19 protein-coding genes are annotated in these 22,950 nt (G+C 55.2%); 9 read left to right on the plus strand and 10 right to left on the minus strand.

All coding sequences use genetic code 11. The features are described 5' to 3' along the window. The first annotated feature begins 188 nt into the window (after positions 1–188). Both AC1Q6I_RS19385 and AC1Q6I_RS19390 read left to right on the plus strand, forming a co-directional pair. A complete protein-coding gene (locus AC1Q6I_RS19385) occupies positions 189–1,397 on the plus strand; it encodes an acetyl-CoA C-acetyltransferase (protein WP_102624049.1) in 1,209 nt (402 codons plus the stop codon). Between the two features lie 63 nt (positions 1,398–1,460). Further along, positions 1,461–3,608 (plus strand): 3-hydroxyacyl-CoA dehydrogenase NAD-binding domain-containing protein, encoded by a 2,148-nt coding sequence (locus AC1Q6I_RS19390; RefSeq protein WP_102624048.1) that lies wholly within the window; start codon positions 1,461–1,463, stop codon positions 3,606–3,608. A gap of 244 nt (positions 3,609–3,852) precedes the next feature. Here the strand turns inward: AC1Q6I_RS19390 and AC1Q6I_RS19395 are convergent, their stop codons facing one another. Continuing rightward, positions 3,853–4,890, minus strand: coding sequence for an AraC family transcriptional regulator (locus tag AC1Q6I_RS19395; protein WP_102624047.1), 1,038 nt, complete (start codon positions 4,888–4,890; stop codon positions 3,853–3,855). Positions 4,891–5,128: 238 nt separating this feature from the next. On the opposite strand from AC1Q6I_RS19395, the gene AC1Q6I_RS19400 reads away from it, so the two are divergent. Next, positions 5,129–5,920, plus strand: coding sequence for a tyrosine-protein phosphatase (locus AC1Q6I_RS19400; RefSeq protein WP_158244429.1), 792 nt, complete (start codon positions 5,129–5,131; stop codon positions 5,918–5,920). 942 nt (positions 5,921–6,862) lie between these two features. On the opposite strand, the gene AC1Q6I_RS19405 is transcribed toward AC1Q6I_RS19400, so the two are convergent. The 9 genes from AC1Q6I_RS19405 to AC1Q6I_RS19445 form a co-directional block, all read right to left on the minus strand. Beyond that, a complete protein-coding gene (locus AC1Q6I_RS19405) occupies positions 6,863–8,215 on the minus strand; it encodes a DUF1329 domain-containing protein (protein ID WP_102624045.1) in 1,353 nt (450 codons plus the stop codon). 183 nt (positions 8,216–8,398) lie between these two features. Next, complete coding sequence (locus AC1Q6I_RS19410) at positions 8,399–10,909, minus strand: efflux RND transporter permease subunit (RefSeq protein ID WP_256581222.1); 2,511 nt, start codon at positions 10,907–10,909, stop codon at positions 8,399–8,401. A gap of 45 nt (positions 10,910–10,954) precedes the next feature. Beyond that, the gene (locus AC1Q6I_RS19415; protein WP_102624044.1) at positions 10,955–12,049 is read right to left on the minus strand and encodes a YCF48-related protein; all 1,095 of its coding nucleotides are present in this window, start codon (positions 12,047–12,049) and stop codon (positions 10,955–10,957) included. A 686-nt stretch (positions 12,050–12,735) separates the two neighbouring features. Next, the gene (locus AC1Q6I_RS19420; RefSeq protein ID WP_102624043.1) at positions 12,736–13,221 is read right to left on the minus strand and encodes a MaoC family dehydratase; all 486 of its coding nucleotides are present in this window, start codon (positions 13,219–13,221) and stop codon (positions 12,736–12,738) included. A gap of 166 nt (positions 13,222–13,387) precedes the next feature. Further along, entirely contained in the window at positions 13,388–14,149 is a 762-nt protein-coding gene (locus tag AC1Q6I_RS19425; protein ID WP_102624042.1) for an SDR family NAD(P)-dependent oxidoreductase, read from the minus strand. 146 nt (positions 14,150–14,295) lie between these two features. Then, on the minus strand, positions 14,296–15,993 hold the full coding sequence (locus tag AC1Q6I_RS19430; RefSeq protein ID WP_102624041.1) for a methyl-accepting chemotaxis protein: 1,698 nt from the start codon (positions 15,991–15,993) through the stop codon (positions 14,296–14,298). A gap of 203 nt (positions 15,994–16,196) precedes the next feature. Further along, a complete protein-coding gene (locus AC1Q6I_RS19435) occupies positions 16,197–16,361 on the minus strand; it encodes a rubredoxin (RefSeq protein ID WP_102624040.1) in 165 nt (54 codons plus the stop codon). A 15-nt stretch (positions 16,362–16,376) separates the two neighbouring features. Further along, positions 16,377–17,273: a fatty acid desaturase gene (locus AC1Q6I_RS19440; protein ID WP_102624039.1), complete on the minus strand. Its 897-nt coding sequence runs from the start codon at positions 17,271–17,273 to the stop codon at positions 16,377–16,379. Then, complete coding sequence (locus AC1Q6I_RS19445) at positions 17,260–17,952, minus strand: TetR/AcrR family transcriptional regulator (protein ID WP_102624038.1); 693 nt, start codon at positions 17,950–17,952, stop codon at positions 17,260–17,262. The genes AC1Q6I_RS19440 and AC1Q6I_RS19445 overlap by 14 nt, the downstream gene beginning before the upstream one ends. 302 nt (positions 17,953–18,254) lie before the next feature. On the opposite strand from AC1Q6I_RS19445, the gene AC1Q6I_RS19450 reads away from it, so the two are divergent. The 6 genes from AC1Q6I_RS19450 (at position 18,255) to AC1Q6I_RS19475 (ending at position 22,943) form a co-directional block, all read left to right on the plus strand. Beyond that, on the plus strand, positions 18,255–18,587 hold the full coding sequence (locus tag AC1Q6I_RS19450) for a DMT family transporter (protein WP_102624037.1): 333 nt from the start codon (positions 18,255–18,257) through the stop codon (positions 18,585–18,587). A 132-nt stretch (positions 18,588–18,719) separates the two neighbouring features. Further along, complete coding sequence (locus AC1Q6I_RS19455) at positions 18,720–19,979, plus strand: aromatic ring-hydroxylating oxygenase subunit alpha (protein WP_102624036.1); 1,260 nt, start codon at positions 18,720–18,722, stop codon at positions 19,977–19,979. Next, on the plus strand, positions 19,976–20,476 hold the full coding sequence (locus AC1Q6I_RS19460; RefSeq protein ID WP_102624035.1) for an aromatic-ring-hydroxylating dioxygenase subunit beta: 501 nt from the start codon (positions 19,976–19,978) through the stop codon (positions 20,474–20,476). The genes AC1Q6I_RS19455 and AC1Q6I_RS19460 overlap by 4 nt, the downstream gene beginning before the upstream one ends. A gap of 11 nt (positions 20,477–20,487) precedes the next feature. Continuing rightward, a complete protein-coding gene (locus AC1Q6I_RS19465) occupies positions 20,488–21,300 on the plus strand; it encodes an enoyl-CoA hydratase/isomerase family protein (RefSeq protein ID WP_102624034.1) in 813 nt (270 codons plus the stop codon). Between the two features lie 3 nt (positions 21,301–21,303). Next, entirely contained in the window at positions 21,304–22,032 is a 729-nt protein-coding gene (locus AC1Q6I_RS19470; protein WP_102624033.1) for an SDR family NAD(P)-dependent oxidoreductase, read from the plus strand. After that, on the plus strand, positions 22,032–22,943 hold the full coding sequence (locus AC1Q6I_RS19475; RefSeq protein ID WP_102624032.1) for an alpha/beta hydrolase: 912 nt from the start codon (positions 22,032–22,034) through the stop codon (positions 22,941–22,943). Before AC1Q6I_RS19470 ends, AC1Q6I_RS19475 begins: the two co-directional genes overlap by 1 nt. The last annotated feature ends 7 nt before the right edge of the window (positions 22,944–22,950 follow it).

Genomic DNA, 22,950 nt, shown 5'->3' on the forward strand with positions numbered 1-22,950 from the left:
GCATTTACTCCACTGGAAGTACGCATAATGAATGCGGTGTGGGCTTGCCTACGCGTTTGTGGGGTGGACGCTGGCGGGATGGTGCTAATGAACTCCGTTTCGGTGATCGTCGATTCCGACGATGTGGTTGAAGGGAGTGTTCCCTAGGCTTCGGTCATGCAATCGAAATCGCCAACGAGGAACTTCCGATGTCACAGGCAGTATTTATTTACGACGCCGTCCGCACGCCGCGTGGTAAAGGCAAAAAGGACGGTTCATTGTTCACCGTCAAGCCGGTTCACCTGGCTGCCGGGCTGCTCACCGAACTGCAGCTTCGGCATGATCTGGATACCGCACGGGTCGACGATGTGGTGCTCGGTTGCGGCCAGCCAGTCGGCGAGCAGGGTGGTGATGTCGCCAAGTGCACTGTGCAGTACGCCGGTTGGGACGAGAGTGTTCCGGGTGTGCAGATCGATCGCTTCTGCGCTTCCGGGTTGGAGGCGGTGAACCAGGCGGCAAGCCGCATCGCCAGTGGCTGGGAGGATCTGATCGTGGCTGGCGGCGTCGAGTCCATGTCACGCTTACCGATGGGCAGCGCAGGCGGCGCCTGGATTCAGGATCCGGAAATCGCCTTCAAACTGCAATCGGTGCCACAGGGCATTGGCGCGGATCTGCTGGCGATGCTTGATGGTAACTCTCGCGAGGATGTCGACCGTTTCGCGTTGCTCTCTCAGCAGCGCGCGGCACACGCACGCGATAGCGGCTATTTCGACCGTTCGGTGGTGCCAGTACGTGACATCAATGGCTTGGTCATCCTCGCGCGCGACGAATTCATCAAGCCCGCTACCACCATGGAAGCCCTGGGCCAGCTCAAGCCATCGTTCGCCGCCATGGGCAAGCTCGGCTACAACGACATTGCCCTGCGCAAGTACCCGCAGGTGGCACGCATCGAGCACATCCACACCGCCGGCAACTCGTCGGGTATCGTTGATGGTGCCAGCGCCACGCTGCTTGGTAGTGAGCGGATTGGTCAAGAGTTGGGCCTCAAGCCGCGCGGGCGGATTGTCTCCACAGCAGTGCTCTCCACCGAGCCCACGCTAATGCTGGCCGGCCCTGGGCCAGCGGCGAAAAAGGCGTTGGCCAAGGCGGGCCTTAGTGTAAAGGACATTGATTTGTTTGAAATCAATGAGGCCTTCGCCTCGGTGGTACTGCGCTTCATGCGCGATCTTGATATCTCGCCGGAGATCACCAACGTCAATGGCGGTTCCATCGCCCTCGGCCACCCGATTGGTGCCACCGGGGCGATGCTAGTCGGCACCGTGCTCGACGAACTGGAGCGGCGTAATCTCAAGCGCGGCCTAATCGCTTTGTGCGTAGGTGGCGGCATGGGCATCGCCACCATCATCGAACGCCTCTGAGTCATTACGCGCCGCAGCTGGCCTATGCCGTGGCGGATCATTTTTAATTTTGAGAAATAACCTATGAGCGCATTCAAGTACGAGAAGGACGTCGATGGCATCGTCACCGTGACCATGGACATGCCGGGACCAGTTAATGCGATGAACCAGCTGTATCGCGACATCATGACGGCTACTGTGCAGCGCCTGGAGCAGGAAGCGGGTCTGACCGGCGTGGTCATCGCGTCGACGAAAAGTACTTTTTTTGCTGGCGGCGATCTAAACGAACTGACCGATTTCAAACCGGGCGATGAGGCCGATTTCCAGGGGAAGATTGAGCAGACCAAGAACGATCTGCGCCGCCTGGAGCGTTTGCCGGTACCGGTGGTGGCGGCCATCAACGGTGCAGCCCTAGGTGGCGGCTTCGAAATCGCTTTGGCGTGTAATCATCGCGTTCTACTCAACAATTCCTCCGCAATCGTGGGGCTGCCTGAAGTGTCGCTCGGCCTGCTGCCGGGTGCAGGCGGCATCGTGCGCCTGGTTCATATTCTCGGGCTGGAAAAAGCCTTGCCGCTGCTGCTGGAAGGCAAGCGCCTGAAGCCGACCGAGGCGCTAGGTCTTGGTCTGGTGGACGAACTGATAGAACAAGTCGATGCGTTGGTGCCAGCCGCCAAAGCCTGGATCAAGGCGCAGGCGAAGGATGAAGTGCGCGGTGCTCAGCCGTGGGATCGCAAGGGGCACAAGATTCCAAGTGGCACGGTGCAGCAACCGCAGGTCGCGCAGATGGTCGCTGGTGCTTTGGCAATGACGGCCAGGAACACCCGTGGCCTGTTGCCGGCCCCGGAACGCATCCTAGCCGTCGCTGCCGAGGCTACGCTGCTGGATTTCGATGCCGCGCTGCTGGTGGAGACCCGCGGACTTACCTACCTGGCCGCCAGCGTGCAGGCAAAGAACATCATTAACACCATGTTCTTCCAGATGAACGAGGTCAACGGTGGCTCCAACCGGCCTGAGGGGGTCAACAAGAGCAAAGTTGGCAAGCTCGGTATCCTCGGTGCTGGAATGATGGGTAACGGTATTGCCCATGTCGCGGCCAAAGCCGGTATCGAAGTGGTACTGCTGGATGTCAGCCTGGAATCGGCTGAGAAGGGCAAGACGAATGTCGAGAAGCAGCTCGCCAAGTTGGTTAGCCAAGGTCGTTTGAGCGAAGAAAAAAAGGCAGGGATTCTCGGTCTGATCAAACCCACCGCGGATTATGCTGATTTACAAGGCATGGACTTCATCGTCGAAGCCGTGTTCGAAAGTGTTGAGCTGAAAGGCAAGGTTACACAACTGGCCGAGGCGCACCTGCAGGAGCAGGCTGTGCTCGGTACTAATACCTCGACCTTGCCAATCACCTTGCTGGCACAGGCATCGAAGCGTCCGGCCAACTTCATCGGCATCCATTTCTTCTCGCCCGTGGAAAAAATGCCGCTGGTGGAGATCATCTGTGGCGAGCAGACCAGTGATGTAACCCTGGCCAAGGCGTTCGATTTCGCTCGCCAGATCGGCAAGACCGCGATCGTGGTGAATGACTCGCTGGGCTTCTTTACCTCGCGTACCTTCGGTAGCTACTTCGACGAAGGTTGCAAACTGCTGCTTGAAGGTGTCGATCCGCTGCTGATCGATAATCTCGGTAAGCAGATCGGCATGCCAGTTGGCCCGCTGACCGTGCTGGACGAGGTCAGTCTGGAGTTGATGCGCAAGGTCAATGAAACACAGAAGGAGATGGGGGTGTTTTCCACCGTCTTTGATAACAGCCACAGCGACGAGGTCGGCAATATTCTCATCAAGGACCACAGCCGTTCCGGTCGCCACTATGGCGGAGGTTTTTACGATTATCCTCAGGATGGCGAAAAAACCATCTGGCCTGGACTTTATGACTTGTTCTACAAGGCCGAGGTGTCTGTATCGGTCGAGGATATCAAGGACCGCCTGTTGTTCCGGCAGGTCATTGAGGCGGTGAAGTGTCTGCAAGAAGGCGTTCTGCGTTCGGTAGCCGACGGTAATGTCGGTTCAATCCTGGGCATCGGCGCTCCGCTATGGACCGGTGGTTTCTTGCAGTTTGTCAACGGCTACGGGCTGGAACGCTTCATTAAGCGTGCCGAGGAGCTGGCGCAGGCCTATGGAGACTGTTTTGCGCCTCCAGCGCTGCTGCTGGAAAAGGCGAACGCGGGAGAAACCCTGCGCTAAGCTGCACCCAGCTGAACAAGGTTATTCCGGGCCGTGCAGGAAGAATGGCCGTGCAGGAATGCAATGTTTTTATCCACGTTCATCATCCATCTCGCACCGCCCCCTGAAGGAGGGGGAGCATCTTGCTCCTCCCTCAGGGTCCCTTCTACCGCGAGCGGAAGAAGGGCGGCGCCCATCATTCGCCACTCGGCGTCACGACTTACGCTGTCGCGCAAACTTCCCAGAAACCGGTTTCGCCTCTATTTCAGGGTTTCCTTTTTTGTTTTCGAAACTGCTCTGGCGTCATCATGAACCACTTTTTGAATGCCCTCCTGAAGTTGGAGCTGTCATGATAGTCGAGAAGCGTGGCGATTGAGTCGATACTGTCAGTGGTTTCCAAAAGTTGGCTGGCTGCAATGTTCGAAAGCAAACGGTCACGAATTGTTTTATATGTGGTGTTTTCCTCTGTCAGGCGTCTAATTAATGTCCGCTTGGAAATAAGGAGGGATTCTGCAACGCTGTCTTCAGTAAAAGTGCCCGGTGGCGCAGACAACAGTAGCTGAGCAACTCGCTCCTTGGTGGTCATTCCCCGCGTTGAAATTTTTCCAGACATGCTTTGGCAAATCTTGAGTGCGTATAAGTAATTGGCCTTGCTGGAAATTAGATTCGGGTACGCCGCCAGGGACTTTGGTATATAGAGTCGGTCATCGGCAGCATTAAATTCTACAGGTAGACGATAGTAGCGGGCAAACGACTTGTGATAGCTCGGTGGCGGATAGCTGCAGCAAAGTCTACCCTCATCGAGTTCTTTTCCAATAATCGCCTCTATCAATGACAGCAGCGACAAGGAAATGGATTCAACGGCCGCCCGACGAATAATCTCATGGTCAGTATAGCGAAGCCCTAACTTGAAAATAATCCAGTTATCGTCTGTGCTGGTGCTCAAGCTTGCAAGAGAAATATGAGAAGGTAAAAAGCTTATAAAGTGTTCCAAGGCCGTGCCAAGATCTGGACATGCGCTGACTAAAAAGCCTAGCGGCCCATAAATTTCAGGGGTTAATAGTTTGCCCACTCTCAGTCCAAGCCCTTCGTCGCCTGATATTGCATAGGCATTTAGGCCTATTGTTATTTGTTGCTTCGGCGTAAGAAGTATATCGTCGTTAATGAAGTTGACAGCCTGAATGCCCGTGCCGCGAAGTAGCAAGGGAAGCTGCTTTTCTCCGATGCCAATTTCCCTCGCCAGCAGACGGGAGTATTGACTGGAGATCGGTATCGTTTCACTGTCGTAAGTCCGATGAGACATATTCTGCAGAGCCTATATGCCATGAGGTCTCTTAAACTTGGCAAAAAATGACTGGAAAGGCAAGGGGGCACGAAAAGTAATTTCCAGTCTGGGGGACGACGATTGAATGCTGACAGCGTGGTTCGTCGATTCCGACGATATTTTGTGTGTAGGGCATGTGTATGTTGAGTTAATGTTATAGAAAAGTAACATATTTTTAAAACTGAGACATTTGCAATATTGACAAATGGAAATCGCGATGCCTTCATTTATGAATGACCGTCCGTTGCTGGCGGGAGCACCAAACTTCCGGGATCTGGGCGGTTACAGAACAAGGAATGGCAGAAGACTTCGCTATAATCTGGTTTTTCGTTCGGAAGGATTGGCGGAGTTGACTAGGGATGATCTGGAAGTGGTTAGAAAACTCGGTATTCGTCTTATCTGCGATCTTCGCAGTGAGCGTGAACGAGAACAGGTACCCACTCGTTGGCCTGAAAATAGCCCGGTCAATACCTTGCACCTGGACATAGCCGCAGATCTGCGCGCGGAGTATGCGGTAATGAGCGAGTTGCTCCTGGCCTCTCCTTCGACCGAGGGGGCGAACCAAGCCATGCTGACAACTTATAGGCAATTTCCAACCGCGTTTGCAGGCCGCCTGCCGCAATTCTTCGAGCAAATATTAGCGGGTTCCAACTTGCCGCTGGTCTTTCACTGTGCTGCAGGAAAGGATCGTACGGGGTTTGTGGCAGCCTTGCTGCTCACTGCGTTGGAAGTTCCCCTGGATGATATTATCGAAGACTATCTGCTGACGGCCAGACGCTGGAATGGCCAGCGGGGCGAAGCGGCGATCAGACAAGCACTTTTCGCCATCTTTGGAGAGGAGCCACCCACCGCGGTGATTCAACCACTAATGATGGTAAAGGAAGAGTATCTCGCGGCGGCCTTCGACGTGATCGAGCAACAATATAAAACGGTTGATGCGTATCTCGAACAGGTAGCAGGGCTCGGTGCAAAGCAGCGTCTGGCATTGCAGCACTTGTTATTAGAATAGCCAAGGCTATTGATTTGCATTGATGTTTTTGGCGACACCACCCATCACGCTCGTCAGTGTACGCTTAGCACTTAACAGACCCTGGTCGTTGCCCGCACCGGTAATGAACCGGACGTGCTTTTTCATGGAAAGCTCTTGGCGTGTGCAGTCATTTTTAGCAACTTGTGAGAGCGGCTGGAGATATCTAAGCAACAAGTGCGGGGTGTTTATCGTACACCATCGGACCGTAAGATTGGTCAGGTCCATGCCCCAACAGCCCGCAGCCTCAGTAACGTGATCTTCCGGTTCAAATTAGAACGGCCCATACCCGCAGTCGGGAGAGTTATGGCCGGTATTGAATTCGGTATGGATTGTTGGCGTCGCTTACCCAGTTCGGTGCAATGTGAAGAAAGTTGGCAGGCAGTGCGGCTTCAGCAAATCAACCCATGACCCTGCAGCGGGATCTGTATTTCGGGGGCAAGGAGAAGGGTTTATCACATCAGGTTCTTACTGCATTCTTCATCTTTTGCACGCGACCCTGCAAGTAGCACACGTGCCCGAACTCCCGGTTCGGGAGGGGACAAAAAGACGAAGCGGTTGATGCCAGGCTCGAGCAGGCTGCTGAGCCAGGTACAAAGCCGCGTAGGGTATAGGAGTACTTGCTATGGGATTAACCAGAGTATATTAGTTAATGTAGAATTTCTTGGATTGCAGCCAGCGCGAACTTCGCTCTAGGGGATGGAAGTGTGGGCATCTCGTTTTCAGTCCACCCATTCGAAAGTTATTTGTCGATTTTTCTTTGCGTTAGCTTGTTGCTGGTCTTCTTGCAGTCGATGACGATGCCGAATTTTAGTGCTGACAAATATCCTGTCGGGATATCCGTTGAACGCCAGCCTTACCTGCATTTCATAGTACGGACCGTAATGCTAGATTCAATCACAGTCCGTATTTTTCTGGAGATATTTATCTTATACCCTGACCTGCGAGACTTTCAGGGGTATAAAATGACGAAGGAAACTCTCCAGTTGGTTGCTGTCCACCACCGGGAAAGCCGCTAAAGAAACCCAGCGACCACGAGCCACGGCGAACATCAATTGATGTATTTGACTCGGCCGCACCACCATAGCCTGAGACATAGAAGGGGTAGCTAATGGCATTATCCACTCGGAAAATCACTCCCGACGAGTCATAGTTGTCTACGGTTCCCGCGAACGTCATATCTTCATCGAAGTAGAAATCGCGTTTGGGCAAAATGTGACGAAAACCTGGCTTCAAAGTTGCTTCGATATGCCAGACCCTATGCAATTCCCAGCGGGTACATTCAGGGTTGGGGAAGTTCTTGGTGAAATACTTATCTTCCGGGCAGCTCTTATAGTCGGTTGCCTTGAAGTTGTTGTAATTCAGGAATTTCTCTTCTTTTCCTATAAGCTTGAAATCATAGCGATCCAACTTTCCGAAGAAAAGTTTCTCTTGGTCCATTGTCGATATGCCGCCTGTCGAGGGGCTGGGTGTGTCGTACGCCAAATCAGGTGCTAACTTGACTCTACGTTGCCCCGTAAGATATTGATATGCTCGCTGATCACCATTTACGGTTTGATTAATCATGATCTTCTCACCATTTCTCCGTGCTGGTCCACTCACTTCCAGGCGGCCTTGGTAATAAGGGTCATTACCACTCATGGGTTTTTTAATGTTTGGATCGAAGAATGGTTGTGTGACATATAAATCTTGCTCGCCCACGATGATTCGTCGACCATCGCTATCAACAAGAATGGATTTGGCTTTGATGGATTTGTTAAGAGCGGAAAATTTCAGTAAGTGATTCCACATCGCTTCATTGCCCGTTTTCGGGATCGGGAAGGGCACGCCACCATAGCAGCCGTCGACACCAAGCCCATTGTCGATCGTATGGCAGGACTCCTGATTCTTGATGGTGTTTTCCAATAGATATTCAGGGAGTCGAGCGGTTCGCCGAGTCGGATAAATATCCATGCGGAAATTCGGATATTTGCGCAATAATGCCTTTTGGCCCTCGGTCAGATAGTTTGCGTATTGATCCATGTTTTGTGCAGTGATGGAATGGGAGGGGCTGTCGTTCCAAGGGTCACAATAATAATTTGGCTCAGCTGGGTTATAGCAACTTGGAACAGGGATGGGCGCGTCAGAGTATTGGGGAATGGTGCCCGCAGCGTTAGCGCCTTGTATGGCGCCAAATTTAGTTAAGACGGGTCCGCCGAGCTTTTCATCAGCCGCCACGTATTGCGTAGCCGCCAACATGCCAATAAGCAGCGCATTAACAAATATGATTTTTTTCATGTGTCCTCGCAATTTATTTTTATCCTAAACACATTATAAGTCTGGAAGCGGCACGCTCGGAGGCAAGGGTGCAGATGAATTGTTAGCGACTTAGGTTGGTCTCTCAAATATTCCCTGCCTGGAGTTGTGGGAGTGTTACGGTATTTTCATCAGAACCTCACTATGTCAAAAAAGGTTTTATAATCATTGATTGATACAGGTGCTTTCTATGGACTTCTGAATTGACCCTGTCTCAGAAGTCTTCGTGTTTTTGCGCGCTACTTTTGTTGTGTTTTTATTGGTGGTATGATCGATTTTTTTGAATAATTTGTCGTTAAGCAGAAAGTACGACAGCGCGGGAATTAATATTAAGGCTGCCAGCATGTTCCATATGAACATGAACGCCAAAAGTATGCCCATGTCGGCTTGAAACTTGATGGGCGACCACATCCAAGTCACCACGCCAACCGCGAGCGTCACCCCCACCAAGGCAACCATCTTGCCGGTGAATTGAATGGCTCGTCGGTAGGCCTCTTGTAACGATAGGCCGGAGCGTTGTCCTTCTAACTGGACGCTCAACAGGTACAGGGCGTAATCCACACCGACCCCCACGCCCAATGCCACCACTGGTAGCGTTGCAACCTTTAACCCGATGTTCAGTTGCACCATGAGAACCTCGGCGAGAAGCGAGGTGAGGATCAGCGGGAGAATCGCGACTATCATTGCGCGCCAGCTACGGAAGGTCAGCAGGCAAAGCAGGGCAACCGCGGCATATACGGCCAGCAGCATCTCCAGTTGAACACTCTTGACCTCGATATTGGTAGCTGCCGTAATGCCTGCGCTCCCCGCCGCGAGCAGAAACTGCCGTTCTGGAGTACTGTGATTGTCGGCAAAATTCTGGGCTGCGGCGACCACACGGTCCAGGGTGGCTGCCCTATGGTCGGAGAGGTAGGCAAGAACCGGAATAAGGGAGCATTCACTGTTGAGAAGCTCAGAGTTCCAGGTCAACGCATTATTGACTTGGGGCCACACCACTCCTTTGTTATCGCTGATGGTCAACCACTTCGGGCTTCCTTCAAAGCTGCCGGAGGTGTAGGCCCGCACGGTATCGGCTAGCGAAGTGGTTCTCTGTACGCCAGGTACATGGGACAGTTCCCAAGCCAGCCGATCTGCTTCGACCAGCGTTTCATAAGAGCCACATTGATCGATGGGCGTCTTGATCATCACTGCGAACACATCGCTTGAAACGCCGAAGTGGGAAGTGATGAAGGCATTGTCCATATTGTATCTGGAGTCAGGGCGAAGCTCCGGAGCGCCGGCTTCGAGGTCTCCGACCTGCAACTTGGTTCTTTCGGTTAGTGCAAATGCTGACAGTGCCATAGCCACCAGAATGGCCACGATGGCCCAGCGCCTTTCGGTAAACCTGTCCAGGGTTTTCCACACGCGGTCTATGCCTAATTGTCTGATCGTATCCTGCTGGTCAGCGAGGTGGCGCTTCGCCGCTTCCTGGCTAATTCCGGTGAATGACAACAACACCGGCAGCAGGATCAGATTGGTTATGACCAACATGGCAAAACCAAGGCTTGCCGACAGGGCGAGTTCGCGAATGATCGGAATGTCAACCAGCACCAGTACGGCGAAGCCCACACCATCGGCGATCAGTGCGATCAGGCCGGCCATGAATAGACGCCGGAAGGTATAACGCGCAGCCACCCAGGGGTGAGTCCCCCGGGCAATATCCTGTGAGATACCGTTCATTTTCTGACAGCCATGAGAGACACCTATGGCGAAGATCAGAAACGGGATGAGAATGGTAAAGGCATCCAGCACGCCGCCGAATACAGTGATCAGACCTTGTTGCCAGATAACCGCCACCATGGAGCAAACGAGCACGAGGCCGGTACTGCGTAGGCACCTGGTGTAGAAATAGATGATCAGGGCCGCGACGATGGTCGCGACGAGGAAGAACATCATGACCCTGAACAGGCCATCAATCATGTCGCCGGAAAGCTTGGCAAACCCGGTGATGTAAATGCCCAGGTCCTTACTCTCATACTGCAACCTGACTCGCTCCAGCGCCGAGGAAAAATCTTCGTAACTCAACGCCTTGCCATCGCTGTCTTCTAGCATGAGAGGGATTTCGATCATGCTGGAGCGGTAGTCATTGGAAATCAGATTGCCGACCACGCCGGCCCGAGCGATGTTCTGGCGCAATTTTTCGATCGCGGCGGGAGAGCCGTCGTAGTCGACGGGCATGACTGGGCCGCCAATGAAGCCTTCTTCTGTGACCTCAGTCCAGCGCACTACCGGCGTCCAGATGGATTTCATCCAGGCGCGATCAACGCCCGGAATCAGGAAAATCTCGTCGTTGATTTGTGCAAGCTGCTTGAGGTACTCGGGCTGGAAGATATCGCCATTACGGTTCTCGACTACGAACCGAACAGAGTCGCCTAGGCCACGAAGATTGCTGCGGTTTTCCAGAAAATTCTGGATGAAGGGGTGGCCGTGAGGCAGCATCTTGTCGAAGCTAGTGGTCACTGTCAGGTTGCGCAACTGGAACCCAGAAAACAGAGTGATCAGCAGGCATAACACGATGATCAGTAGCCGATTGTTGAATATCAGTCGCTCGAAAATGTTCCCGGAGAGGCTGTTGAACAATGCCGGGTCCGAGATGACCTTCATCAGGTTCTTGATATGCGTGTTGTCGATGTTCATCGCAGGTCTCATTATTATTTTGTTCCGGTTCCGCGTTCAACGGCATCAGATGGCTTCGATGCGAACGCCCTGTGCCCCAGCCAACGCCAGGCGGGACTCGTCCAGGAGTACCGCTCCGTAGTAGGGCATTGGTTTGTTGGGCTGCAGGGCTCTGAATGTCCGGCCGCCGTCATTGCTCTGAGCGATTTGCCCGCTTTGGCCAATGATCAGCAGATGGCTGCCACCAACGGACAGGAACTGCATCAGGTTGCTCTCGAAAGGGAGGGGGATGCGCTCCCAGCTGTGCCCCTGATCGGCGCTGTGGAAAAGGCTTCCGCGCATGCCATAAACGAACACTTGCTCGTTATCCGTGGCGGCCACACCGAAGATTGTGCCTTTGTAAGGGGCGTTGACGGATACGAATCGGTTGGTTTGCGGCTCATGGCGCCTTACCAGTCCCTGTTCGCCGGTGATGTAGATCTGATTATTTGCGCCTGAGATGCTGTAGAAATGCCATTCCTGCGAATTGTCGGTCAGGTGCATCTGCGGGATCCAGTGTTTGCCGCCGTCCTCAGTCGCAAAGATGCGGTTGAAAGTGCCGACGATGTACCCGCGATGCTCGTCGCTGAAGAACACACCAAGAAACGGCTGGGTTTCATTGTCTGCTGTGAGGTTGCGTTCCTTGACCAGGAAATCCTGCGCGTCGGGGATATCCGCCAGGGTGCTACTGTAGTAGTCGATGGCCAACTTGGAGGCCTTGAGTCCGTCAAGCTGCTTTTCCCAGGTCATGCCGCCGTCCGACGTGTGCAGTACGACACCGCCATGGCCGACAACCCAGCCCTCACGCTCAGATGGAAAGCTGATGGCGACCAAATCGACGCTCACCGGAACCTGCGCCTGGATCCAGTTTTTTCCCTGATCATCGGAGACGATAATGCCCCCGCGCGGACCGACGGCAATCAGCCGAGAGCCTGCCTTGGCCACCGCGAGCATGGGATTGATGGTAAGACGATCGCTATGCCTCGCGGCTTCTTCCAAAGGAGAGTCGAAAGCCTGTACGACAGGCGCCACTATGGCCAGCAGCCCACAGGCTGCGAGATTTTTTAGAAAGCCGCGGCGGGAGGGTGCACCGGGAAAGCTGATCAGAACATCTTTACGCATGGCGGCCTCGTTGTTTTTTTGGTGACCAAGTCGGCGCGGTGGATGGCATCCGCGGCGCGACGACTGTCGATGTTGGCTCGCGCAGAGAGGTCCGTACGCTCAACATCGATGAAAACGGTCGTATAGTCAGGCTGGAATATGGATCTGCTGGGTCGAATCAAGACGCCATGCAGACTTACTGATGCGGGACAGGGTCAGCGATGTGGCCGGCCTGGATGACGTCTTGTAACGCTTCGCTACTGTCATGCCCTGGGCTCCTTCTTATTCTTGATTTGCTTATCGTTCAGTACTTGAAATCCGGCGTCGACCCGCATTGGGGATAGAGTCGTGGCGCTCGGCTTTAGTAGATGACTTCACGTTACACTCCCGATTGCCTGGTCATCTCGTCGGAATGGACGAATCCACAATCAGCGGGATATCGGTGTATTTGTCACGGGTAATCGCGTCCGATGCCCATTGGCAAACGAAGCATGGGGAGCAGGTATCGCGAGAGGAAAAGGAGCATGGTAGTAGCAAAAAAACTACCTTGGTATGTTCTTGTTAGCGTGCATTTATCTGCGAGAATTCTTGAGCGAAAAACGATCGGAGGGCCTTCCAGTGATTTATCTGCGAGTCTTTTGCCGAAGCGCAACCACCCACAAATGGAAGACATGCGGGTTATTGATGGGTGCTTGCGTGGCAGAGCGTCATTGAGCCATGGGGGATTTATGGAACAATACGGTTTCAGTGAATTCAACCACCGTCTCATCTCGCTGATTCTTGGTGGCGTGATAAAGATCCACGATGGTGAATCCGCTACTGCTCTTCGCTTTGATCTTGGCTTGCCCTTCCACATGCAGCGTATCGCCAGGGAACACTGCGGCGTGGATCCTGGCCTGCAATCCGGTCATGCCGGCGAACGGGCCAACCTCGTGTCCCTCGAGAACCTCATCCACTACCTTCATCAGGATCGGCGATACCAGCCCCATGGAGTAGGAGATGATCATCGGCCCCGGAGCGAAACGATTGCGGTGTGCGCCTGACATGTTCTTCTTGAGGAACTCCATGTCGATGAAGTAAGGCTCGTGGAAGGCGGTAAGGTTGACGAAATTGACGATGTCGGTCTCAGTAATGGTTCGGCAGTGAGTCTTGAATTCATGCGCCGGAAATTCTGACGTGGTTGCTTCGGACATGTCCTTTACTCCTTGGTATTCATTGGGGGAGGTGCGATTGTCGGATTGTCAGTGCGGGCCAGAATCGTCGGATGCGACGGTTCTGTCACTTTGGCTGGCTCTGGATCACGGCCATTGCAGTAGGAGAGGCTGTATGCCGAAAAAACCACCATGCTGATGGGAAGCCTCAGATGTTTTCCACTCGGTGCACTGTCCACCACAAGGTATTGGGCAGCCAGCGTCGCAGACGCCAGGACATGGCGGTCATGGGGCCGGGGAAGACCCAGAGTTTTTTGCCCTTGAGGACGCTCTCGATCTTGTCGAGCACGCATTCCGGAGTGATGGGGGGAAAGATATCGAAAATCTTCGGCCATACGGTCGATTTGGCCTGGTCCAGTAAAGGCGTTGCGACAATCGGGGGGCAGACGCAGACAATGCGCACACCGCTGCCACGGGTTTCGTGGAACAGCACTTCGGTGTAGGCCGTAACGGCATGCTTGGCGGCGTTGTAGGCTCCCATGTAGAGGATCGGCCAGTGGCCTGCCATGGAGGCGTAGCTGACAAACTCGCCGTTGCCACGAGCGATCATCCTCGGTAGCGCGGCTTTCGATAGATTGACCATGCCGCCGAAGTTGATGGACATGATCTTCTGGATAATGTCCCGAGGTTGTTCCATCAACAAACCTAGCGGCATGATCGCAGCCGCGTTGGTCAGACGGGTGATGGGGCCCAGCTCCGTTTCGCAGCGCTCGACAGCCGCCTCCACCGCGATAGGATCGGTAATGTCCACGACCAGCTTGAGCAAGCGTGGTGAGTTTCCCAACTGGTCCAGACCATTGACATTGATGTCCATGGCGGCAACCGCCCAACCGTTTTCCAGTGCGCGTTTAGCGCTCAGTAGGCCTAGGCCGCTACCCGCGCCAGTGATGAACAGTACCTTTTGAGTCATGGGGTGCTCCGCTCGTCGATGATCCCGACCAGAGGGCCGGGTCTGTCACTTTCTGTATTGTCTGTCGTCGCAGAAGGCGCCTCGTCGTCGCTTTGGACGAGTTGGTGCGTCCCTGTCAGCTGCAAGATGCGCACCGTTCAGCTTATTTATACCTTGAAGCGGTCGACTGCCAAGCGCAGAGTGCCGGCGGCGCTGTCCAGTTCCTGGGATACCTCAGCGGTACGAGTGCCGGTATCGCAGTTCTCCATGCTCATTCTGGCAACGGTTTCGACCTGACGGTTGATCGCCTGGGCCATGCGATCCTGCTCAGCCAACGCCGCTGATACCTCGCCGATTGCGTCGGATACTCGACTGGCGCTGTTCAGGATCTCGGCCATGCTCGCTGCGGCGTTTTCTGACAGCGCACGGCTTTCCCGGGTGCGTTCGGCGACTCCCGCCATATCGCTAACGGACTGTCGAGCGCAAGCCTGCATCGCTGCCACCATGCCCCGGCTTTCTTCGGCCGAACTGCGAGTGCGTTCGGCCAGTCGCCGTACTTCATCCGCCACTACTGCAAAGCCGCGTCCCTGCTCGCCCGCCCGTGCCGCTTCGATGGCCGCATTGAGAGCGAGCAGGTTGGTCTGTTCGGCTACTTCTGTAATGACGGTCATGATCGTTGTTATCCGCTCGGACTCGGCCCCCAGTGTGCTAATGCTGTCGCTAGCCTTGCTTACTTGGCGGACGACCTGGTCACTTTCCTCGCAAGCCCTGCTGATTGCGTCTGCGCCGGATACTGCGGCGGCAGCGGCGTTCTGGGCGCGGGCGCGAACGTCCTGTGCGCTCGAACTGATCTGGCCGATGGCTGCGCTCATGTACTCGATGTCGGTGGCGATTGTCGCTGCAGCATCGTTCTGCTGGGTAGCGCTGGTCGCCACACGCTGCGCCATGGTGCCGGCCTGAGAGGCTGCGACGTCGATTTTGCCGGCACTCTCCATAACTTCGAGCAAGGCGCTCTGAATGCGTTCGAGCAATAGATTGAACGCGGAGGCGGCTTCGGCGACCTCATCCCGCCCATGGACTTGCGCACGGAGTGAGAAATCGTTTGTCGTACCTACCCACTCCATCGTTGTGCGTAGTAGCTGCAGGGGGATGACCACGCTACGGACGATTAGCACCGACATTATGCAAAGTATGCCAATGGTGGCGGAGAACGTGGCGAGCATGATCGTTCTCGCTCTGGCAATGGCATTCTCGCTGTCGTGCTGGGCAGTTTCCGCGGCAGCGACACCGATTTTCAACAGTTTCTCCAGAGGTTCGCCCATGGCATGAATCGCAGCGGCCCAATGCGGGGTATAGGTGATGAGTTCCCGTGAGCGGAAACGAATCTCATCCCAGCTAATGGCCTCGACGAGCCTTTCACATGTCATGGTCTGCTCTTGGTCGACCTTCTGGAAGTCCAGCCACAGGGCGCTGAACTCTTCCCAGAGTGCATGTTCTTCCGCCGTCTTTGGCTGGGCGTCATACGTGTGAAAGGCCTGTTCGGCCTGCTTTAGCGCTAAGCGGTGCTGAGTGAGGACGTGGCTGAAAAGGTCGTGGGCTTCCGCCAGGGCTTCATCTTTATCCGCAAGGTCATCGAAAGCTTCGGGGCGCCAGCCCGTCCCTTCCTGCATTGTGGCAACGGAGGTCAATCGCGCATTACGCAGGGAGGCGAGTGCGTCGACTGATATCAAAGAGGCACTGATGTCTTCCATGGCGTCAGCGGCATGGTGGATGCCGAGCCAGCCCGAGGATCCGACAAAGGCCAGGCTGGAGATGAAGCAGAACATCAGGAAGTACAGCTTCATACGAACGGTGAAGTTGCGCATCGGAAGGTCCTTCCGCAAGAAAATGCCAGTGGTGTAGGCGCGAGGCTTGCGCCGTCGCCGGATAATGGAGTCTATGCAGTTGAATGAGTGGGGGGACTCGTCCCAATCGACGAATTATCAGCTGGTGATCAACCCGAAAGGGTCTGCTTGAGAGAGGGGGGTAGCTGCCTGCGCGCAGGGGGGGGCGCAGGCATTGCTGACGATCAGTCTTCTAATTCGAAGTAGTCGGCCTTGCCAGCTCCGCAATCGGGACATGCCCAGTCGTCAGGCAGGTCTTCGAAACGGGTGCCTGGTGGAATCCCGTTATCCGAATCACCAAAGCTTTCGTCGTAGATGTGTGAACAGAAACTGCATTGCCACCGCTTCATTGGTTACTCCCTTGCTCACTGTCCAAGATGGACCACAGGTTGGATTGCGAAGCCATGCTGGATCTGCAGATTACGCTGCATCAGCTCCGGCTCTAGTACCTTCCATGCCTTCACTTGCTGATAGGAGGGCATGGTCGGAAAGATGTGATGGATCAGATGGTAGTTGTGGTACTGCATGATTGGGGTCAGCAACCATTCATGACCAAAGCGCACCGAGGTGGATAGGGTCAGGTCTTCTTCGGCGGTGACGTCGTCCTTGACGTGCGGCAACCAAAAGAACGTAAAGCCCACCAGCATGAATGTCACTCGGCAAGGAATGAACCACAGGAACAACACGTGCAACCCATATCCCATGTAGATCAACGCTGCCACTAAGGCCAGGGTCACTGTTGCGTTGGGAAGTACCGAGCGCAGGTGGCGCCAGGCGGCCTTGTCCGTGCCGCGTAGAATGAACAGCGCATAGCCGACATCCAGCAACGCCCAGCGAAACGGTAGAGTCCACCATTTACCGTGCATCCAGGCGTCCGGGTCGGCGGGACCGTTGGTGAAACGATGGTGCTGGATGTGTGCCCAGCGGAAGATGCCCAGGTTGATGTGGGGGGCGAAGGTCGCCACGCCGATATGGCCGATCCAGTCGTTGAGCTTCTGATTCCTGGCTGCGGAGCGGTGCACTGAATCGTGCACTACGGTGAACTGCCAGTACATCAGCAGGCTGTTGACCGCGCAGGCCCACCCGAGGCTCAGGTGGCCGAGCACAGCCAGCACATCGGTGAAGATCACGCCACCAGTGGAGACAATTAACAGGAGTAGCACTGTTGGGGATATCGTCGGTACCTTGTTGAGTGCCGCTATCGCCGCACGCTTTTCAAGAGGGACAGTGAATCGAGCCAGGGGATTGTTATTGTTGGTCATGGTTCATCTCCTTAGTACGGGTGGGCGTCGGACGCCCTGTTTCGCTGACTATGGTTATTTTTGGCTCCTTGGTTTCCTGCGGGGTGCAGCCGGCCCGAAGGAATATGTCGATGAGGGGTGCCGCCATTTCACGCAGGGAAAGGCCGTGGACGAGTTGGTTTGCCACGTGTAGGGAGAGCATTCCGTGCAGCAGGCTCCAGAGTCCGTGGGAAAACATCAGAGGATCGACATCAAGCCTCTTTGTATCTATCGCTGCTTGCACCAGGTCGACGCAGGAGGCGAATACCTCCCAGCGTTGCGCGAGCAGCGAGGGGTAGTCGGTGAGGTCGGGCTGGCTGTCGGAAAAAATCAGCCGGTACTTGGCCGGGTGCGCGCAACCAAAGTCGAGTAGACCCATGAGCGCGGCGCGTATGCGCTGAATCGGATCGCTGTCCTGTTCGTCCATCGACGGTATCGCTGCTTTGAACTCCAGAATGCAGACCCTGCGCATTTCCGCGACCAGTGCTTCTTTATTCTCGAAATAGCGATAGCCGGCGGTATGGCTGAGGCCTACACGCTTCGCGATCTGGCGCAGCGTGACGCTATCCATTCCTACTTCGAGATACAGGCTCAGCGCGCCCTGGATGAGGGTTTGCTTGATGTTCTCGGTTTCATCAGCGGAGTAAACGGGACGGGCCATGCAGGGTCACCAGAAAAGTAGGACTTGACTCCAAGATATCAGCCAGAATTTGTTTTGTTAACAGTGGAAAACTAACTTTTTTAAAGAGATCCAATCAGCGCATATCGGGTCATGGTCCTATCTCAATGAATTCATTGGTGATTTCGGCATTTTTTACCACGTGGATGAAAGCTCAAAACCGTCGAATCCGACGATTAGGCGGCAATTGCTCTGGGTGATCCTTGATCGCGTCGGCGGGCATGTGGCTTGCCTCTTTCTGCTCAATCCCTGGAATGCGCAGCTGATAAAAGGAAGTCCCCGTAATGACTGCCTACTACTTCCTAGCTATTGCCATTTGCGCCGAAGTGATGGCGACCGTTTCGATGAAAGCCGTCAAAGGCCTGAGCACGCCGTTGCCGCTGTTACTGATGGTCGTCGGTTACGGCATTGCGTTCGGAATGCTGACCTTAGTAGTGCGCAGTATTCCGGTGGGTGTCGCCTATGCGATCTGGTCGGGAATGGGCATTGTCATGGTGAGCATTGCGGCGATGTTCCTTTATGGGCAGAAACTTGATGTGCCGGCCATGCTGGGCATGGGGCTAATCCTCATCGGCGTGGTGGTGATTCAACTGTTCTCGAAAACCGTCGGGCATTGAAAATGCGATCCCTGTAGGGGGAGAACGCTCATGCCTTGCGAGAGAGGGCAATTCGTCCAAAACGACGATCTTGTACTTGGGATGTCTCGATAGAGTTGTGACCGTTGAGTCTATTCTCTCTCGAGGTTTGCGATGACGGCACCATTCTCTACATACGACTGGAGTCACCTGGTTCGCCACGACCAAGTACACGGCTCGCTTTATACAGACGAGGCGATATTTCAGGAAGAGCTTAAAAAAATCTGGTACCGCACCTGGGTCTATGTCGGTCATGTTAGCGAGGTGCCTAACCCGAACGACTTCATCATGAAGTCGATCGGCCCGCAGCCGGTGATCATGAGCCGTGATCGCGATGGGCAGATTCACTTGCTGCTCAATCGTTGTGCGCACCGTGGTAATCAGGTTTGTCTCGAGGCCCATGGCAATCGCAGTTCCTTCACCTGCCCATATCATGGCTGGACCTTTTCGAACAATGGCGCACTACGTGGCTTTCCGTTTGCATCTGGCTACGAGGGGGTTGATCGGAGTCAGTTAGGCTTGGGTAAGGTGCCTCGTCTTGGCATTTACAATGGCTTTGTGTTTGGTAGCTTTGCCGCTGAAGGTCCGTCGCTGGAGGAGCATCTCGGCAGTGCGTGTGCCGCGCTTGATGCCTTGGTGATGACCTCGCCAGAAGGCGAAGTCGAGATTACCGCCGGCTTTCTGCAGCACAAGGCGAAAGCAAACTGGAAGTTTCTGGTCGAAAACGAAACCGATGGTTACCACCCGCAGTTCGTGCATGCGTCGATTTTCGATGTGGCTTCAAGTGGTATCGGTGCTTTGTACAGTGCCGACTCGACAGCGGTGGCGCGCGATCTGGGCGACGGGCATACGGAGATTGACCTGCGGCCGGAATTCCGTCGTATCGGCAAACCGATGGGCTGGTTCGGTACCACTGAAGAGCGTCTGCCCGAGTATGTGACCAAGATGCGCGCCGCCTACGGGGATCAGCGCGCCAACGAGATCATGATCGACGGCACGCCACATATCATGATTTTCCCCAACCTGTTCATTGCGGAGATTCAAATATTCGTGATCCAGGCGCTCGCGGTTGACGAAACCGTACAGCATGTCACCGCGCTGCAGTTCAAGGGCGCACCCGATTTGAACCGTCGTCTGCGCCAGCAGACCATGGGGTCCGTCGGGCCGGCCGGCTTCCTGCTCGCCGACGACTCCGAGATGTATGAGCGCACCCAGCGCGGTGTTCAAGCCCGTGATCCGGAATGGAACTATGTGGGGCGCGGTATGCATCGTGAGCGTCGTGATGCTGAAGGTTTTCTGATTGGCGACGCCACCGACGAGGTCACTACTCGTGGCATATGGAGCCATTACCGTAAGTTGATGGAGGCGGTATGAGCACCAATATTAATCCAGTAGCCAATGTCGCGCTGCTCGCCGAAATTACCCAGTTCCTAAGCCGAGAAGCCCGGCTGCAAGACACGCACGCCTACGACGACTGGGAGGCGCTGTGGACCGATGATGGCGTTTACTGGGTTCCTGCTAATGGCGATGACATCGACCCGGAAACCCAGATGTCGATCATTTTCGACAATCGCTCTCGTATTGCCCTGCGCATCAAGCAGTTCCATACCGGCAAACGCCACACCCAATCGCCGCGTTCTCGTCTGGGCCGGGTTCTGTCGAACGTCGAGATTCTCGGTCAGACGGAGCGTGAAGTCCGCGTTGCGGCGAACGCGATGGTCTTTGAGTCCAATCTGCGCGGCGACACCGTCTGGTGTACCCGCAATGAGTACGTGCTGCGACAGGAAGACGATGGGCTGCGCATGGCGCGCAAGAAAGTGGTGCTCGTCAATAACGACAAGGCCTTGTACACGCTGTCCTTCCTGATTTGAGACCTGCCGAAATGAGCAAAGCAGAAGCATTGATAAAAGAGGGCGCCGTGCTGCTCGACTTGGTGGATGGCGTCGCGCACGTGCAGTTGAACCGGCCTGATGCGGCTAACGGACTCGATATTCCGACGCTCAAGGATCTTCATACCGCGTTGATGATGTGTCACGGCGAGCGGCAGGTCAAAGTCGTGCTATTGACCGGAAGAGGACTTAACTTTTGTGCGGGGGGAGATGTACGCACTTTCTCTGGCAAAGGTGATGCACTTCCCGAGTACATCCGCCAAGCCACTGTTTATTTGCAAGCGGCAATTAGCGCAATGATTCACCTGGACGCGCCGGTAATTGCGGCAGTTCAGGGCTTCGCCGCCGGCGGTGGCGGGATGGGGCTGATTTGCGCGGCTGATATCGTTCTCGCTGGAGAGTCTGCGAAGTTTCTTGCCGGCGCCACGCGCGTCGCCATGGCTCCGGACGCCGGGCTTTCAGTCACGCTGCCGCGCCTCGTCGGGCCACGCAAGGCCGCGGAGATGCTGCTGATGAACCCAACAGTCAGTGCAGCAGAAGCGCTGGAGCTCGGGCTGATTAATCAGGTCGTACCTGACGCCGAATTGCAGTCAGCAGCGCTGGCCTATGCCCAGCATATGGCGCAAGGGGCGCCGCGTGCATTGGCTGCCACCAAGCGGCTGCTATGGGCAGGCATAGGTATTGGCGTTGATGCCGCAATGCCGGAAGAGAGTCGCACTGTCGCCGCACTCTGTCGAACCGCCGATGTTCAGGAAGGTCTGGCTGCGGTCATCGAAAAGCGCGTAGCGCACTTCACTGGGAGTTGACCGATGCGACCACTCGTAGGACGGACGGCTTTTGTCACTGGCGGTTCCAAGGGGATTGGTGCAGCAATCGTACGTCGATTGGCTGCCGATGGTGCAAGAGTGATCATTGCCGCTCAGGAGATGATCATGGCCGAGCTCCTGGCGGACGAGGTCGGCGGCCGTGCTGTGCGCCTGGATGTGACGGATTTACGGGAAGTACAGAAAGTTGTCACGAACAATGGGCCCTTCGACATTCTTGTGAACAATGCAGGGGTTGATCAGCACTCATTTTTCACCAATAGCACTGAATTGCAGTGGCGTCATCTGCTTGCGGTCAATCTTGAGGCTGTTTTCGCTACCACCCATGCCGCACTACCTTTCATGCAAGAACGGGGTTATGGCCGCATCATTAACATTGGATCGGAGGCCGGGCGCCAAGGGTCAAAGGGCGGTGCGGTGTATGCGGCAGCCAAAGGTGGCGTAATTGCCTTCACGAAATCCATTGCTCGGGAAAACGGTCGCTTCGGTATCACTGCCAACGTCGTCGCCCCAGGACCGATTGACACACCATTGCTGCGTAAAGCGGTAGTGACTGGCGGTGAAAAGTTACTCGAGGCAATGAAGGCTGCCACCCTGCTGGGTCGCTTGGGAACTCCAGATGAGGTGGCCGCTGCTGTTGCGTTTTTGGCAAGCGAAGAGGCTGCATTCATCACTGGCGAAACGCTTGGCGTATCCGGCGGGATGGGCTGTTGATGAGCGATCGAGCCAATAATGAGGCCCTTGAGGTCGTTATTGCACGTATCCAGTCGGTCTATGGACGGTGGCGGCGGCACACCCCCGTGGAGGAGATGCGCCGCGATTGGGACAACTTGTTCTGGTCGGATCGAGTGCCATGCAAGATTGAGGATGAGGTTGTCGATGGGGTGCCGGTGCGCTGGATCACGGCCCCCGATGTCCGCAACGATCTTGTCCTGATCTACCTCCATGGTGGCGGTTACAAAATGGGCTCTCTCATATCGCACCACGATTTGATGGCGCGTCTATCGGTTGCTGCGGACTGCCGGGTACTTGGCGTTGGCTACCGCCTGTTGCCGGAACACCAATTTCCGGCGCCCGTAGAAGATGTGCTGACGGTCTATAACCGGATACTCGACCTGGGCTATACCCCCGAGCGCCTTGCTATCGCTGGCGATTCGGCGGGAGGGGGCCTGGCAGCCTCGACGCTGCTTGCGATACGAGACAAAGGACAGCGCCTTCCGGCTGCGGCGGTAATGCTTTCTGCCTGGACCGATCTCGCTGCCGAGGGACCCAGTTATGAAACACGCGCAAGCACAGACCCTATCCATCAACGGCCGATGATCCAGGCACTTGCCAGTCAGTATCTTGGCGTCGATGGCAACCTTCGCGACCCGCTCGCTTCTGCGTTGTATGGAGATCTCGCGGGGTTACCGCCGCTGCTGTTACAGGTAGGGGATCGGGAGACGGGTCTCGATGATTCGACGCTGTTCGCTGAAAAGGCACGCAGTGCGGGTGTCGAAGTCGATCTTGAGGTCTGGAACGGGATGATTCACGTATTCCAGCAATTTGCTGAGGAGCTGCCGGAGGCGCGTGAAGCCATCGCGCGCATAGGCGACTTTCTTAATCGGAGATGGGGTGCAACATGAGGAAGCT

Source organism: Pseudomonas sp. MPR-R2A5, assembly GCF_058793055.1.

Coding starts and splice junctions, on each gene's coding strand:
- AC1Q6I_RS19455 (WP_102624036.1), top strand. CDS start 18,720: ATGACGGCACCATTCTCTACATACGACTGGAGTCACCTGGTTCGCCAC.
- AC1Q6I_RS19410 (WP_256581222.1), bottom strand. CDS start 10,909: ATGAACATCGACAACACGCATATCAAGAACCTGATGAAGGTCATCTCG.
- AC1Q6I_RS19405 (WP_102624045.1), bottom strand. CDS start 8,215: ATGAAAAAAATCATATTTGTTAATGCGCTGCTTATTGGCATGTTGGCG.
- AC1Q6I_RS19395 (WP_102624047.1), bottom strand. CDS start 4,890: ATGTCTCATCGGACTTACGACAGTGAAACGATACCGATCTCCAGTCAA.
- AC1Q6I_RS19450 (WP_102624037.1), top strand. CDS start 18,255: ATGACTGCCTACTACTTCCTAGCTATTGCCATTTGCGCCGAAGTGATG.
- AC1Q6I_RS19440 (WP_102624039.1), bottom strand. CDS start 17,273: ATGACCAACAATAACAATCCCCTGGCTCGATTCACTGTCCCTCTTGAA.
- AC1Q6I_RS19400 (WP_158244429.1), top strand. CDS start 5,129: ATGCCTTCATTTATGAATGACCGTCCGTTGCTGGCGGGAGCACCAAAC.
- AC1Q6I_RS19390 (WP_102624048.1), top strand. CDS start 1,461: ATGAGCGCATTCAAGTACGAGAAGGACGTCGATGGCATCGTCACCGTG.
- AC1Q6I_RS19475 (WP_102624032.1), top strand. CDS start 22,032: ATGAGCGATCGAGCCAATAATGAGGCCCTTGAGGTCGTTATTGCACGT.
- AC1Q6I_RS19385 (WP_102624049.1), top strand. CDS start 189: ATGTCACAGGCAGTATTTATTTACGACGCCGTCCGCACGCCGCGTGGT.
- AC1Q6I_RS19425 (WP_102624042.1), bottom strand. CDS start 14,149: ATGACTCAAAAGGTACTGTTCATCACTGGCGCGGGTAGCGGCCTAGGC.
- AC1Q6I_RS19420 (WP_102624043.1), bottom strand. CDS start 13,221: ATGTCCGAAGCAACCACGTCAGAATTTCCGGCGCATGAATTCAAGACT.
- AC1Q6I_RS19430 (WP_102624041.1), bottom strand. CDS start 15,993: ATGCGCAACTTCACCGTTCGTATGAAGCTGTACTTCCTGATGTTCTGC.
- AC1Q6I_RS19445 (WP_102624038.1), bottom strand. CDS start 17,952: ATGGCCCGTCCCGTTTACTCCGCTGATGAAACCGAGAACATCAAGCAA.
- AC1Q6I_RS19465 (WP_102624034.1), top strand. CDS start 20,488: ATGAGCAAAGCAGAAGCATTGATAAAAGAGGGCGCCGTGCTGCTCGAC.
- AC1Q6I_RS19460 (WP_102624035.1), top strand. CDS start 19,976: ATGAGCACCAATATTAATCCAGTAGCCAATGTCGCGCTGCTCGCCGAA.
- AC1Q6I_RS19435 (WP_102624040.1), bottom strand. CDS start 16,361: ATGAAGCGGTGGCAATGCAGTTTCTGTTCACACATCTACGACGAAAGC.
- AC1Q6I_RS19415 (WP_102624044.1), bottom strand. CDS start 12,049: ATGCGTAAAGATGTTCTGATCAGCTTTCCCGGTGCACCCTCCCGCCGC.
- AC1Q6I_RS19470 (WP_102624033.1), top strand. CDS start 21,304: ATGCGACCACTCGTAGGACGGACGGCTTTTGTCACTGGCGGTTCCAAG.